We start from the raw sequence: 14,134 nt of genomic DNA on the forward strand, positions 1-14,134 counted from the left end.
CCGTCCAGGGCCGGCCCGGCGGGTTTCTGTGCTCTGGCCGGCCAGGGAACGTGCCGGCGGGGGCTCCGAAAGGCCAGGTTAGGGAAGCTTGTCGGGCCTGCTCGACATCCGTGGCGTCGGTGACAGCCTTGGACGATCACCACCACACCGCCCGGAACCGCCCGGCCTTCCGATAAGGCAGCGGCTTCCCGTCAAGCCAACACAAGCCGAGTCGAATGGAGTTCACCATCGTGAGCCTGCCAAGCGGTCCGGCGGGGCAGCCACGGGTGGGCTCTGCCCCATGTCAGAGTGCCAGCCTTGCTTCGTTTCGTTCAGCGCATCAGGCGGAGGACGTCTCAGCATCCGGCGAGTGCCCAGGTGAGCAACCGAATACCGTTCGACGGCGGAGACTGCAGGTCAAGCCGAGCAGCCAAGCGGAGTCCTTATCGGGACCGGCGCAGCGAGCGCAGCGACGTGCGGAAGGCGACGCCAAGGACTCCGCCTACGCCACTGCCGAGCTCCAGTCCCAACGCCACATTGTGGAAAACAACCATTCCGAGCTCGAGCCCCACTGGAATGCCGATCAGCATGCCTGCGACAAGCCCTGTGCTGATGGACAGTGCGCCGCCTTCTCCATTGTCCTTCACGCGAACACGGTGCCGGACGGCTTCGCCGGAGACAAGTTGCGATACGGCCGGCCTTCGAGGTCGGGGCGCTTTTCTACTGGGCCCGTCCAAGGAATGCGCGCGCGACTGAACGGACGTGCGCGTCCCGGCAACCGTCTCTTCGCAGCGTCTCCGTTGCCGTCGCAGACCACGTCGGCCCCGACTCCCGCCGGGCCGATGCCGGCGTATGCGGTGAACCGCCGTTCTCCACGGCGACGGCAGGTCGACTTTTCCCGGCGGGTGTTGCCGTTCCATGGCGGCGACTCATGCCTGCGGCGGCTCGGTATCCCTGCCGCGAGGTGACGTGAAACGCGTCTCGGAGCCACCGCCGGGGCTGCCGGGCAGAGCTCGGGACGGCCGCTGAACGCCCGTGTGGCGGCGTTGATTTCGGACATTGGTGTGCCACTTTTCCCGTCACATCACCGGAGTCACGGGCCAGCCCCCCAGCCCGGCGCCGGCCGCCTTCCCGCGCCTGGTGGCGACGGTGGGCCGACCTGCGGTGGCGGGGGGATGGCGGGAGCGAGTAAACCTCGTCAGTGGGCCACCTCGTCGAGGAAGCCGCGCATGAGGTCCAGCCACTCCTTCGGGCGCTCGGCGAACGGCAGGTGGCCGGTGGGGAGTTCGGCGAAGCGTGCGCCGGGGATGCCGTCGGCGAGTTCGCGGTGGTGATAGGGCGTGACCAGGTTGTCCAGAGTCGTGGAGATGACCAGAGTGGGCACGGTGATGCGCGGGAGTTCGGCGTGGACATCGACGGCTTCGGCGAGGTCGAGGTGGTCGGGGGTGCCCGGCGGGACGGAGTCCCGGCCGGCGGCCAGCATGGCGTCGACGTCGTCCTGGGAGAGCTCGTCCGCCGTGGGATTCGCGAAGCCGAGCAGGGCGCCGAAGGCGGTGAGACCGGCCGGGTCGTCGGCCCGGAGGACGTCGCGCCAGAGCCGTACGGCGAGCGTGAAACGCGGGTTGGGCCGGGCGAAACCGGCGGTGAGGACGAGGGCGGTGACCCGTTCCGGATGCCGGGTGGCGACGCGGACGGCCACGGCGGCGCCCAACGAGTAGCCCGTGACGGCGAACGTCTCCCGGCCCTCCGCGACGGCGGCGGCGACGAGCTCGTCGGCCAGTCCGTCCAGGGTGAGGGGCGCGCCGGAGCGCGGGGTGCGGCCCGTACCCGGGAAGTCCGGGCCGACGACGGTGAAGCGTTCGGCGAGACCGTCCATGATCGGGCCGAAGTTGGCCTGTATGCCGCCGCCGGCGCCGTGGGCGAGGAGCAGGCCGGGGCCGCTGCCCTGCACGGTGCGGTCGAAGGTGGGGGTGGGGAGGGGGAAGGGGGTGGAAGACATGATTCCTGCTTTCTGTGTGGAGAGAGGGGGAAGGTGGACGGAGCAGGCCCGGGGTGCGGCGCGTTCCGGCTGCCGGTCAGGTGAGGGAGCGGCCCCGGGGTGAGGGGCGTCCTCGCCGGCTCACGGCGAGCGCGGCGGCGGCCGTGACGACGAGGCCACCCAGCCAGGCGAGATCGTCGAGGGCGAACCCGGAACCGAGCGCCTGGCCGCCAAGGGCGGAGCCGCCGGCCGTACCGAGGTTGAAGGCGGACGCGGTAACGGCGGTGATCAGAGTGGGCGCTCCGGGGGCGGCGGCGAGGGCGCGTTCCTGGAGCAGCGGGATGAGGGTGGCGGAGGCCAGGCCGAGGGCGACGACGGTGAGGGCGGCGCTCCAGCGCGCGTGACTGGCGACGGCGAACGTGGCGAGCACGGCGGCGAGCGTCAGGAGCGCGGCGGGCAGGGCGCGTTGGGGGGTGCGGTCGGCGAGCCGGCCGCCCAGGACGTTGCCGAGCAGCGCGCCGGCGCCGAAGGCGGCGAGGAGGAGGGTGACCGCGTTCGCGGAGAAGCCGCTCACGTCGCCGAGGAGCGGGGCGACGTATGTGTGGACGGTGAAGAGGCCGGCTTGGGCGAGGACGGTCACCGCGAGGACGCGGGCCGCGTCGCGCCCGACGAGCGCGCGTATTTCCGTGCGGGGCGCGGGCCGTGTCCGCGGCTCGGCCGGCCGGACGACGACGGCCACCGCGACCAGCGCGAGCACGCTCAGGGCGGTGATGCCCCAGAACGTCACCCGCCAGCCGTACCGGCCGCCGATCCAGGTACCGAGCGGGGCGCCGAGGACCGTGGCGAGGTTCCAGCCGGCGGCTACGACGGCGATCGCCCGGCCGCGGTACGCGGCCGGAGCGGCCGAAACGGCGATGACCAAGGCGGTCGCGAAGGACGTGCTGTGCGTGAGCGCCGTGACCACCCGCGCCACGGCGAGCGTCCCGGCACCACCGGCCAGCGCCGCGCCCGCGTTCCCGACGGCGAACACCCCGAGCAGCCCGAGCAACGCCCGCCGCCGCCTCAGCGGCAACACGGCGACGGTCACGACCGGCCCCGCCACGGTGACCACCAGCGCGTACCAGGTGACGAGCCGCCCTACGGCCGGAAGCGGCCGGTTCAGGTCGGCCGCCAGCGTGGGGAGGAGCCCGACCATGACCCATTCGCCGGTCCCGACCAAAAAGACGCAGGCGGTGAGGACTGCGAGGGTTGTTGCCGGGTGGTCGCGGAGGTGGCGAGTGGTGGTCGGGGTGGGGGTCGAGGACGGGAGTTTCCGCGTTATGGGTGGTGCCGAGGGGTCGGCCGTTCCCGGTGAAGTGGGAGTGCTTGGGGCCATGCGGCGACGCTAAGGTCTGACATCGGTGTGAGAGTCAAGCGTGGGGGGGACGTTGGTGAGTGATGGCGTGGCGGGGGGCGGAGGCTTGAAGGCGGCCGTCGGCTCGCCTCGGCTGGGGGGGTGGGATCCCACGTCACCATGACGTATGGAGTGTGCTGTATGCCGGTTTCGCCGGATGCTCGGCAAGTGAGTAAAAACCTGGCTTGGGCGGGTTAAAAGACCAGGTGGCGCCCTGTGGTCCCCGCACGCGCGGGGGTGGTCCCTGGGTGCACGCTCCGGAAGCCGGTGGCTGGTGGTGGTCCCCGCACGCGCGGGGGTGGTCCCCGCGGTGGTCGACGTACACCTGGGCGGGACTGGTGGTCCCCGCACGCGCGGGGGTGGTCCGGTGTACGGCGGTCTGGCGTTCGTGAAGGGGCGGTGGTCCCCGCACGCGCGGGGGTGGTCCCCGCCGACCCGCCGTCCGCCTCCAGCAGCCCGTGGTCCCCGCACGCGCGGGGGTGGTCCCGCGTTGCGGCCGGCCACGAGAAACGCGGCCTCGTAGTCCCCGCACGCGCGGGGGCAGTCCGGGTGTTTGAGGCGGCCCACATGCCCGCGGTTCCCCCTCGCCCTTGAGGGCGACGCAGATGACGGGCAGCCGAAGGCTCAAAGGGGCGGATGCCCGTCCGTTCAGGCTTGTGGGTCCAACCGCGCGGCTGCCAGCGCCCCACCCAGGCGGCCCCGGCGGCTCCTCTAGGCCCGCCAAGCAGCTCGCCGGTGGCCGTCAGCCATCGCTGAGCTGGGTGACACCAGCGCCGCCGCCCGCCCCTCGCGTTCCCGCGCGGGCGAGCAGCGGCGCTGTGGTCGGCCGTCGGCGGGGCCGGAGGCGGTTACTTCAGAGCCGCGTCAGGTTGTGCTGAGGGTGCCGGAAGTGGCGGCTTGGGTCGTCGAGTTGGACGCGCCCTTGAGGCCGGTCACCGGGCCCGGTTCAGGGGCGGTAGGGGCGGAGGCGCCGGAGGGCGGAGGCGGCTGCCTTCGAGGGGGAGGAGCTGGGGGAGCCGCCCTTCGGGTTGCACTGGCACGTCTCGGTAACCTTGCGCTCCTTGGTGGTCTTGTCCGGAGCCGGGGGGACGATCGCCACGGGCAGCGGGCAGCGGGCAGCGGGCCGAGACCGTGACCGTTGTGGTGACAGCCGTGATGGTCGTCCGCCAGGGCCGTACCGTACTGGCCGGCACCATGCCGCCGGCCGGTACGGCTGGCAGCGCACCGGCCGCGCTATTGCGCATCGACATCTTCGGGTCTCCTCGGGAGAGGGGCGAGGGGACGCTGCCGCTCCGTGAGGGAAGCGGTGCCACGTGCGTGGCGGGGGAGGTTCGGTCCCGGGCCGGGTGCGGGCCGTGCCGCCTGGGGTCGGAGGGAGTGGCACGGGCCGGCGGCCGGAAGGCCGCCCCTGCCGAGGCAGCGGAGAACTGCCGGTGTGATCAGCCGAGAGCCAAAGCATCCGGCCGGATGGCCGCTCTCACTCCTCGAGCCGTCAGTCGAAGCCGAACCACCATGTAGCAACAGCACGTTCGGCGACGGAGCCCAGCGGCGGCCCGGACGTCACCTCACACGCCCGCCACGGCCCCCGATGCGGTGGCCCGCTCCCACCCGCCCTGACACCGGGGCCACCTGAACGAGGGATGACATCCGGCCACGTGCCTCCCTACTTCGTCGCCACGGCGGCTGCCGGACGGCACCGGGATGACCGGGGCCGGGTCGGGGGTGGAAACGGGACGGGACAGGGACAGGGACGGCACCCGGGACGAAGCCGGGAGCAGGGCCGAAGCCGGGAGCAGGGCCGAAGCCGGGAGCAGGGCCGAAGCCGGGTCCCCGCTCGCCGGCCGAGACCGGGTACCCGCTCGCCGGTGACGTGGTGTGCCGCACCCGGCCCAACCCCGATCCCGCCCCCGCCCGGGGCACGGCCGCTCAGCCGGAAGCGGGGCCGCGACGAGACGTCACCGCGTGCCGAACACCTGCGTCCACCGCGGGCCGCCCGGCGCGTGGTTGATGCCGACGCCTATCTCCTCGAAGGAGCAGTTGAGGATGTTCGCCCGGTGGCCGGAACTGTGCATCCAGCCGTCCATCACGGAGGCCGCGGACTGCTGCCCGTACGCGATGTTCTCGCCGTAGGTGCTCCAGTGGTAGCCGGCGGCGGTGATGCGGTCGCCCGGGCCCTTGCCGTCGGGGTTGGTGTGGTCGAAGAAGTTGCGGGCCGCCATGTCGTCGGAGTGGCCCTGGGCGGCTTGCGTGAGCTGCGAGTTGAGGCGGACGGCCGAGCAGCCGGCCTTGGCGCGCTCGGCGTTGACCAGCGCCGCGATCTGCTGCTGGAGCGATCCGCTCACGTCGCCCTGGGAGGGCGCGGGCGCCTTGGCGGCCGACTTGGCGGTGCGGGCGGAGTCGGATGTACGGGAGCTCTGCTGCCGGTCTCCCGAACCCGGGCGCGTGCCGCCGCCCGTCCCCGCGTCGGAGCCCGAACCCGAGCCGGTACCGGACGAGGACGCTCCGCCGGAACGTTCCTGCACCGACTTCCCCTTCCCGCTCCCCTCCCCCGCCTTGCCCTTGTCTTCACCCTTGCCCTTCTTCTCCCGCTTGTCGCCCTTGCCGTCCTTCGCGGCCTTCGCCGAGGCGGAGGGAGTGGCGCTCGGGGTGGGGGCGGCGGTGCCGGAGCGGTCGCCGACGGGCATCGCCGCGTCGCCGGTCGTGACGCGGGTGCTCGCCTCGGTGCCGGAGGACGAGTCGGAGAAGAACTCCGTCCCGCCGATGACCGCGCCGCCGGCCACGACGGCGAGAGCGGCGGCACCGATCGCGACGCGCTTGCCCTTCGTGCCGTGCTTCGCCTTCGCCCTGGGGTTGTTCCGCTTCGCGTGGGTCACGCCGTGCTTGCCTTTCGTCGTCTTCACCGGGTGCGCCGGATGGCTGTGCTGCGCGGGGTGAGTCGTGGGGTGGGAGTGAGTGTCGGGGTGGGGGTGGGTGTCGTGGGGCACGTCGCCGTATCCGCCCGGGTGGACGGCGGCCACCGCCTCCGTCCGCAGCACGGTGGCGCTGCCCCACCAGTCGAGGAGGGCTCCGGCGACGGGGACCAGGCCGAAGCCGACCAGCAGCCCCTCGGCCGGGACGAGCGACGTCCACGAACCGCCGCAGGCGCCGCACCCGCGCGCGTGGCGGGCCACGCGCTTGCGCCAGAGGGCGGACGGGACGCCGTCCCAGGTGGCGACGGCCGCGTCCAGACCGGGGCAGCGCGGAGTGGCACCGAGCGCGCGGACCACGCCGCGGGCCGTGTCGAGCCGTTCCTTGATGCGCTGGACGCGGACGGCGGTGTGCTGCGGGCTGAGACCGAGCGCGGCGGCGACCTCGGCGCGGGTCAGTTCGCCGGCGGCCTCCAGCCACCACAGGGAGAGCACCTCGCGCTCGCCCTCGTCCAGCCAGCGCGTGGCCTCGGCGACCTCCTTGCGCTGGCCCTCCAGACCGAGCCGCACGATGGTCACGGCCACGAAGTCCGCCGCCGGATCGGGTACGTCGGCACCGGTGCCCGGGAGCCCGTCGAGGGGGGTCTCCGGGCGCCGCTCGCGCCAGTGCGTGCGGATCTGGTTGGTGGTGATGGCCACCAGCCAGGAACGGAAACCGGCCGGGTCGCGCAGCTCCCCCAGCCCGTTGATGACGCGCAACATCGTCTCCTGGACGACGTCGTCGACGTCCGCGTGCCCGTTGAGGGCACGGCCGACGATGTTGTAGACGAGCGGCAGGCAGGCGGCGACGAGTTCGTCCTGTGCCGCCGTGTCCCCGGCCCGCGCGGCCTCGACCAGCGCAGCGTTATCGGTTCCCACGCCTCACGCACCTCTCTCCGTTCGCATCCGACGCTTGGGAGACGCGGCGCTCCCGACCGGATAACAAAAATTGCAAGATTCTTGCATCACCGGAGGCGGGGGTGTGACGGAAGCCCGAGCGGGGGCGGGTGAGAGGGGGGGAGGCGCGCCCCTCCGGCCCTCGGCCGGGGTCCCGTGCAGGGCGCCCACTCCGCCCCCGGCCCCGCCCCGGGTCCGGCCCCGCGTGCGGCCGCGCTCGCCGTGCGGCTGTGTTCCCGGTAAGGCCGCGCTCCCGGTTCGGCTGCGTTCCCCGCTGTGAGTACGGCGGATCGGTCGATGGAGGGTGATCCGTCCCCAGGGCGCCGAGTCACCCCACGCCGGTGTTCCGGCGTCCCGGGCGGAAGGGTTCACCGATCGGCCGCCACCTCCCCCTCCTCACGGCGGAGGGGTGAACGAGGCCAGCGCCGCGGGTCGTACCGCGTCGGCGGCGGCCGAACCGAGCAGGAGCTCGGTCAGGTTGTGGGGCCGCGCCCGGTCGCCGGTCGGGACCGCCGCCGCGATCCGGTCCAGCCGGAAGCCCCGGCCGGCCCGGCGGGTGCGGCACCAGGCGATGAGGTACCAGCGGCCGTCGGCGGTGAGCAGTCCGGCCGGTTCCACGTCGCGGGTGCTTTCGCGTCCTGCCGCGTCGGTGTAGGTCAGCCGCAGCACGAGGGTGTCGGCGACGGCCCGTTCCACCGCCGTACGGACCGCGGAGTCGCCGCGCACCGGCAGGGTGACGATCCGTGCGGCGAGCTCCTGGGCCGCCGCCGAGGCGGGGCCCGCCATCGTGGCGACGAGCTTCTGGGCCGCCGCGCGGGCCGCGCCGGCGTAGGGGGCGGAGGCGCCGGCCGCGGCGAGCGCGGTGATGAGGGCCGAGGCTTCGTCGGCGGTGAGGTGGATCGGGGGCAGGGTCATTGCCGGGTCGATCGACCAGCCGCCGCCTCGCCCGGGGGTGGAGCGCACCGGGACACCGGTCCGCATCAGTGTCTGGAGGTCGCGCTGTACCGTGCGGGTGCCGACCTCGAACCGCGCGGCGAGCGCCGCGACCGTCAGTGGTCGCGGCGCCGCCGCGCGCAGCTCTTCCACCAAGGCGTACAGCCGGGCGGTACGGTTCACGCCGTCGACGCTACCGTCACGGCGGAGGCCAGGAAGTCCCGCTCTCGCCGCAGTTCCCGCTCGGTGATCACCAGGGGGAACAGGGTGAAGCCGTGCATCGCGCCGGCGACGACGCCGAGGTGAACAGGTGCGCCCGCCGCCTGCCATCGCCGGGACAGGAACAGCGAGTCGTCCAGCAGCGGATCCTCCTGGCCGACGATGATCCGGGCGGGTGGCAGCCCGGCCAGGTCCGCGTACAGGGGTGAGAGTTCCGGGCCGCGGCGCTGCTCCGGCTCCATCCCCGGCGTGAACAGTTCATAGCTGACCCGGAGCGTGTCGGTGCCGCTCAGCAGGTTTCGGGGGCCGAACCTCCGCTGGCTTGGTGTCATCGACAAGTCGTAGGGGCCGAACAGCAGATTGGCCGCCCGGAACGGGGCGGTGGTGCCGTGTCTGTCGCGCAGGCGCAGCAGCGTCACGACGCTGAGGTGGGCGCCGGCCGATTCACCGCCGATCAGCAGCCGTTCCGTCCCGAACTCCTCCGCGGCGTGCTTCACCAGCCACCGGGCAGCGGCTTCGCAGTCGTCGGGACCGGCCGGGAACGGGTGCTCGGGCGCGAGGCGGTAATCCACGCTCACCACGGCCAGCCGCGCCTGTTCGGCGAGCCACCAGAGCCGCTCGTCCTGCCCGTCCGCGGACCCGAACGCCCAGCCGCCTCCGTGGATGTGCAGGTAGACACCGTCGACGCGGTCCGGCACGAAGACCCGTACCTTCACCCCGCCCTCCACGACGCGGTCCCGGCCCTGCGGCAGTCTTACGGGTGGCGTGCCGCCACCGAGCCGGTTGCGCCGCAGGAGCGCCAGCGTGGCCGGGCCCGGCGTCCGCCCACGGGCCGGGCGGGCCGCGGCGGCGGCCTCGAATTGCCTGTTGAACGCCAAGGTCTCGGGGAGGCAGTCCTCATCGGTGATCAGCATGCCGCCGACGGTCGCAGCCGACCGCGACAACGTCCTGTCACCTTTTCTCTGTGGTCTGCGCCACTTTCCCTGTGGTCTGCGTTGCCGCCCGGGCCGGGTGGTGACGCGGGCTCCGCCCAGGTAGTGGGCTCGTCCGTGGCCTGGGCCCGCGGTGGCGTGGACCCGTCCGTGGCGTGCACCCGCCCGTGCCGTGCACCCCGCCCGTGCCGTGCACCCCGTCCGTGCCGTGGACCCGTCAATGGTGTGGACCCTTCCATGAAGCAGCCCTCACCCCCGTCCGCACCTCACGCCTCCCCCACCGGCACCAGGAACTCCAGCAGCATCCCGGGCGTCACCGCCTCCGCGAACGCCGCCGCCTCCCCCGCCGCCATGTCGCGGATGTGGTAGCCCTCCTCGCCAGCCGCGACGGCGGCCGTCGCCGTGACGACGCCGGCGCGGCGGGCGAACGGGGTGTGGGTGAACGTCCAGGCGAGGACCGCGTCCCGGTCGAGGAGGACCGTGTCGCGGGTGAGGCTGCCCGAGCGGATGACGAGCCAGCGTCCGCGCAGGGCGTGCCCGAGGGCGCGGTAGGCGTCGTCGGCGAAGGCGAGGACCACCGGGACGGACACGAGCAGCCACGCCGCCCCGCAGTACAGCAGCACCGGGGTGAGCAGGGCGCCGAGGACGCCGAGCGCGACGGCCGGTGGCAGGGCGCACCACAGCAGCAGGCGGACGGCGCGGCGGCGGCGGGCGGCCGGCGGGTGCGGCGGCAGGCCGTCGGCGTCGACCTGTTCGCCGAGGACGCCGGCGCAGACGCGTTCGCCTTCGGAGCGCGGGGCGGGCGGGAGGAGGGTGCTGCGCTTGCGGTTCTCCTCGCGGTCGCCGAGTCCGCCGGCGACGGCGCGTACGGTGGCGCCGCCGCCGGTGCGGAGGAGCAGCGGTTCGCGGAGTACGACGCCGCGCAGGCGGGCGCGTTCGATGGTGACGGACCGGGTGGTGAGCAGGCCGTGTCGGACGCGGAGGGTCGCCGCGTCGGTCCGTTCCAGCCGGTACCGCCACCACGTCTCGGCGTAGAGGAGGACGGAACCGATCGTGCCGAGAACGGTGACCGCGAGGATGAGGAGGGGGACGGTGATCCAGAGGGCGCTGTTGCCGAACTCGTCGAACGCGCGGCGGACGACGCCGATCCGCCACGGTTCGATGCCCATCCCGTCGAGGACCCGCCAGGCCGCGCCGACGGCGGCGAGGACGCCGCCGAACACCCAGAAGGTGAGCGGCGCGTAGCGCAGCCAGCGCGGGTCCGCGGCGGACAGGACGGGGTCGTCCGCGTCCGGCCGTTCGGCGGCCCGGGCGAGGAGTTCGGCGCGCAGCCGTTCCGCGTCGGGGCGGGTCAGCGCGTCCAGTGACACCTGACCGTGCCCGCCGGTGCCGGCACGGAGGACGACGAGGCCGAGGAGGCGCTGGACGGGGTGGGCGGTGAGGTCGACGTTGCGGACGCGGTGCAGGGGGACGGACTTGGTGCGCCGGGTGAGCAGGCCGGTGCGGAGTTCGAGCGCGTCCGCGGTGACGCGGTAGTGGGTGCGGAGCCAGGAGAGGGAACCGAGGGCGGTGAGGGTCGCGAAGACGGCCGCGAGGACGGCCAGGCTGATCCACACCCGGGCGCCGGGGCGGCCCCCGGTGGCGAGAGTGGCCAGGACGAGGGAGCCGAGGGGGGCGCCGAGCCAGGAACAGTGGGCGATCAGGGTGCGGGGGGCCAGGCGGTGCCAGGCGGTGGCGGGCGGGTGTGCGGTGGTGCTTCCGGTGGCGGTCCCGTGGGGAGTGGGGGTGCCGTTCGGGGCCGCGTGCGGGGTCGGGGACGTGTGCGGGGTCGGGGACGCGTGACGGGCGCGTGAGGCGTGACGGGCGCGTGAGGCGTGACGGCCTGGGGAACGTCCGTCCCTCAGCGGACCGTCGGGCGTGCTGCCGCCGAATCCGTAGCTGTCGTAGCTGCCGTAGCCCCGGTGGCCACCGTTACCTCCCTTACCTTCCTCACCTCCGTTACCGCTGTGACTGCCGCGCCTGTCACTGCCGCCGTAGGCGGTGCCGTCCTGCGCGCCCGGCTCCTCCCACCACGGCCGCTGTTCTCCCGTGCCGCCGGTCATGCCGCGTCCTCCCGTACGTACCGGGCGGCTTGGCCGACGCGCTCTGCCATGCGCCGGGCATCGTCCTCGGCCAGACCGGAGATCTTCACGGCGCCCGCCGTGGAGGCGGTGGTGACCACGACGGTGGCGAGTCCGTAGCGGCGCTGGAGCGGCCCGACCGTCGTGTCGACGGTCTGCACCCGCGAGAGCGGCGCGATGCGGCTGCGCTGCCAGAACCAGCCGTTCGCCGTGTAGACGGCCGTCTCGCCCACCTCCCACGCGTGGATCCGGTAGCGCCAGGCGGGCATGGCCAGTTGGTAGCCGAGCGCGGGCGCGACCAGCACGACCGCGACGAGGGGGACGAGCCAGGGCAGGGCGCCGGGGAAGAAGAGCACGGAGAGCACGAGCAGGGTCGCCGCCGTCAGCAGCAGCGGTCCGCTGACGGTGAGCAGCGCCTGCACCGCCCACCAGCGGCGGGCCCGGGGGTCGACGCGGTGGCGGGGTGGCCGGAGGGTGACGGGCGAGCCGCCGCCGCCCGTGCCGGTGGTGTGCATGGGATGCCCCCTGGGACGACCCGGGACCTTTTCCAGGTCAGTTGTATTGCTACTGTCACCGGTAAGGTATGGCAATACGAACGACTTGTAAAACGGAGGTGGGCGTCGCGGTGCCGAAGCGCGTGGACCACGAGGAACGCCGGCGCCTGATCGCCGAGGCGCTGTGGCGCATCGCGAGCTCGCGCGGCCTGGAGGGCGCGAGCCTGCGGGACGTGGCCGCCGAGGCGGGCATCTCGCTGGGGCAGTTGCAGCACTACTTCGCGGGGAAGGACGAGATGCTCGTCTTCGCGCTGGAGCACATCACCGGCCTCGCCGAAGCCCGCATCCGTACGCGCATCCTGGCCCTCTGGGGCGCCGGATCCGAGACCGGCGGCGACGCCGGCGGCCCCGCCCCCCGCACCGTCCTGCGCGAGTGCGCCGCCGAGATGCTGCCGCTGGACGACGAGACGCGCACCGGACTCCTCGTCGGCATCGCCTACTTCGTCCGCGCCATCAACGACGAGCGCATCCGGCGCCACGCCCAGGAGGGACAGCCCAAACTGCGCGCCTTCTTCGCCGAACAGTTCCGGGAAGCGGCCGAGCGCGGCGAGACGGTGCCGGGGCTGGACCCGGAGCTGGAGGCGATGCTGCTCATCGCGCTGACGGACGGGCTGACGAGTTCGGCGCTGATGGAGGTGATCACGCCGGAGGAGGCGATGGGGTACGTGGACCGGCACTTGGACCGGTTGTTCGTGCGGTGAGCTTCGCTTGTGGGTGGGAGGCGCCCCGATCCCGCCCTGTCACCGTTTCCCGCGGGGGACTCCCGCGCCCCCACTCGGTGTCCGCTGCCTGCTGCCTGGGGGCTCGACTTCGGAGGTGCCGAGCCAGAATGTTCCGACCCGGACCACCAGGAGTGATGAAGTGCACCGACTCACCTACAGCGACATCAAGACCGCCGGCGACCGGATCACCGGACACGTCCGCCCGGTCGCCCTCGCCCCGGCGGAACCGGACGCGATCGGCGGAGAACGGGCAGAACGGCCCTACGAGGCATGGCTGGCACTGGAGTTCCTGCAGCACACCGGCTCGTTCAAGGCCCGCGGCGCCCTCAACTTCCTCCAGTCCCACCTCGACGCGGGCAGCCTCCCCGACGCGGGGGTCACCATCGCCTCCGGCGGCAACGCCGGACTGGCGTGCGCCTGGGCCGCCCGGCGACAGGGCGTACGGGCCACGGTCTTCCTGCCCGCCACCGCCCCGGAGGTGAAGGTCGCCAGGCTGCGGAGTTACGGGGCTGACGTGCGGCTGATCGGCGACGAGTACGCCGAAGCGGCCGCCGCCTGCGAAGCCTTCGCCGCCACGACCGGGGCTCTCGCCTCCCACGCCTACGACCATCCGCTGATCGCCGCCGGGGCCGGCACCCTGCTGGACGAGATCCACCGGCAGCTCCCCGGCCTGGACACGGTGATCGTCGCGGTGGGCGGCGGCGGCCTGTTCGCCGGCGTCGCCACCGCGGCCCGGCAGCACGGCATCCGCACCGTCGCCGTGGAACCGGAGCACTCCCGCGCCCTCAACGCCGCCCTCCAGGCCGGGCAGCCGGTCGACGTCCCCGTCGACTCGGTCGCCGCCGACTCCCTCGGCGCCCGCCGCGCCTCCGCCACGGCCCTGCAGGCGGCTCGGGACGGCGACGTCCACTCCGTACTCGTACCGGACCACGACATCGTCCGCGCCCGCCGGACGCTGTGGGACGACCGCCGTATCGCCACCGAACACGGTGGGGCCACCGCCCTGGCGGCGCTCACGGCCGGGGGTGAGACCGCAGCGGGCACCACCGCCGGTTACGGGTACCGGCCGCGGGCGGGCGAGAAGGTGTGCGTAGTGCTGTGCGGAGCCAATACGGATCCCGCTACGCTCGCGGGGCCTGTGAATTGACGGTCCGGGAGGGGGGAGGCAGGCGGCAGGCGGGGTGGTGAGCCGGTGCCCGGCCTGCGACAACTTCCTTTCGGGTGGGATGCGTCAGCGAGGGGAGATTCGGTTGCCGGTGGTACTGCCGACTGTCGCTGAACGCGAGACAAGCGATATGCGCAGCAGACGCGCTTTGCCCGTTCCCGCCAAAGTGAGTAAAAACCGTGCCCTGCGCGCATAAACTCGCAGGTGGCGCCCTGTGGTCCCCGCGCACGCGGGGGTGGTCCCGGGAGTACCCGCATGACCACCACCGCACCACAGTGGTCCCCGCGCACGCGGGGG

Annotated in this window: 10 protein-coding genes and 2 CRISPR repeat arrays (1 of these 12 cut by a window edge); of the genes, 2 read left to right on the forward strand and 8 right to left on the reverse strand. The window is 73.4% G+C overall.

The annotated features are described in order from the left end of the window. Nucleotides 1-422 precede the first annotated feature (422 nt). The 8 genes from ACZ6X9_RS15255 to ACZ6X9_RS15290 all read right to left on the reverse strand — a co-directional run bounded on the left by ACZ6X9_RS15255 (nt 423) and on the right by ACZ6X9_RS15290 (nt 11,911). Nucleotides 423-626 carry a hypothetical protein gene (locus ACZ6X9_RS15255; protein ID WP_469778444.1) on the reverse strand — a complete coding sequence of 68 codons (204 nt, stop codon included), beginning with the start codon at nt 624-626 and terminating at the stop codon, nt 423-425. A 551-nt stretch (nt 627-1,177) separates the two neighbouring features. Beyond that, nucleotides 1,178-1,978 carry an alpha/beta fold hydrolase gene (locus ACZ6X9_RS15260; RefSeq protein ID WP_469778445.1) on the reverse strand — a complete coding sequence of 267 codons (801 nt, stop codon included), beginning with the start codon at nt 1,976-1,978 and terminating at the stop codon, nt 1,178-1,180. 76 nt (nt 1,979-2,054) lie between these two features. Then, entirely contained in the window at nt 2,055-3,332 is a 1,278-nt protein-coding gene (locus ACZ6X9_RS15265) for an MFS transporter (protein ID WP_469778446.1), read from the reverse strand. A 234-nt stretch (nt 3,333-3,566) separates the two neighbouring features. After that, nucleotides 3,567-3,898: direct repeats of the CRISPR family, unit length 29 nt; unit sequence GTGGTCCCCGCACGCGCGGGGGTGGTCCC. 1,407 nt (nt 3,899-5,305) lie between these two features. Continuing rightward, the gene (locus tag ACZ6X9_RS15270; RefSeq protein ID WP_469778447.1) at nt 5,306-7,174 is read right to left on the reverse strand and encodes a sigma-70 family RNA polymerase sigma factor; all 1,869 of its coding nucleotides are present in this window, start codon (nt 7,172-7,174) and stop codon (nt 5,306-5,308) included. A 414-nt stretch (nt 7,175-7,588) separates the two neighbouring features. After that, a complete protein-coding gene (locus ACZ6X9_RS15275; protein WP_469778448.1) occupies nt 7,589-8,308 on the reverse strand; it encodes a helix-turn-helix transcriptional regulator in 720 nt (239 codons plus the stop codon). After that, entirely contained in the window at nt 8,305-9,258 is a 954-nt protein-coding gene (locus tag ACZ6X9_RS15280; protein ID WP_469778449.1) for an alpha/beta hydrolase, read from the reverse strand. The genes ACZ6X9_RS15275 and ACZ6X9_RS15280 overlap by 4 nt, the downstream gene beginning before the upstream one ends. Nucleotides 9,259-9,542: 284 nt before the next feature. Further along, complete coding sequence (locus ACZ6X9_RS15285; RefSeq protein WP_469778450.1) at nt 9,543-11,378, reverse strand: PH domain-containing protein; 1,836 nt, start codon at nt 11,376-11,378, stop codon at nt 9,543-9,545. Continuing rightward, nucleotides 11,375-11,911, reverse strand: a complete 537-nt coding sequence (locus tag ACZ6X9_RS15290) for a PH domain-containing protein (RefSeq protein ID WP_469778451.1) — start codon at nt 11,909-11,911, stop codon at nt 11,375-11,377. The genes ACZ6X9_RS15285 and ACZ6X9_RS15290 overlap by 4 nt, the downstream gene beginning before the upstream one ends. A gap of 110 nt (nt 11,912-12,021) precedes the next feature. On the opposite strand from ACZ6X9_RS15290, the gene ACZ6X9_RS15295 reads away from it, so the two are divergent. Both ACZ6X9_RS15295 and ACZ6X9_RS15300 read left to right on the forward strand, forming a co-directional pair. After that, nucleotides 12,022-12,651 (forward strand): TetR/AcrR family transcriptional regulator, encoded by a 630-nt coding sequence (locus ACZ6X9_RS15295; protein ID WP_469778452.1) that lies wholly within the window; start codon nt 12,022-12,024, stop codon nt 12,649-12,651. A gap of 160 nt (nt 12,652-12,811) precedes the next feature. Continuing rightward, the gene (locus ACZ6X9_RS15300; protein WP_469778453.1) at nt 12,812-13,819 is read left to right on the forward strand and encodes a threonine/serine dehydratase; all 1,008 of its coding nucleotides are present in this window, start codon (nt 12,812-12,814) and stop codon (nt 13,817-13,819) included. Nucleotides 13,820-14,051: 232 nt separating this feature from the next. Continuing rightward, a CRISPR array of direct repeats spans nt 14,052-14,134; the repeat unit is 29 nt; unit sequence GTGGTCCCCGCGCACGCGGGGGTGGTCCC (it continues 372 nt past the right edge of the window).

The sequence above is a fragment of the Streptomyces sp. NPDC052910 genome, assembly GCF_055585605.1.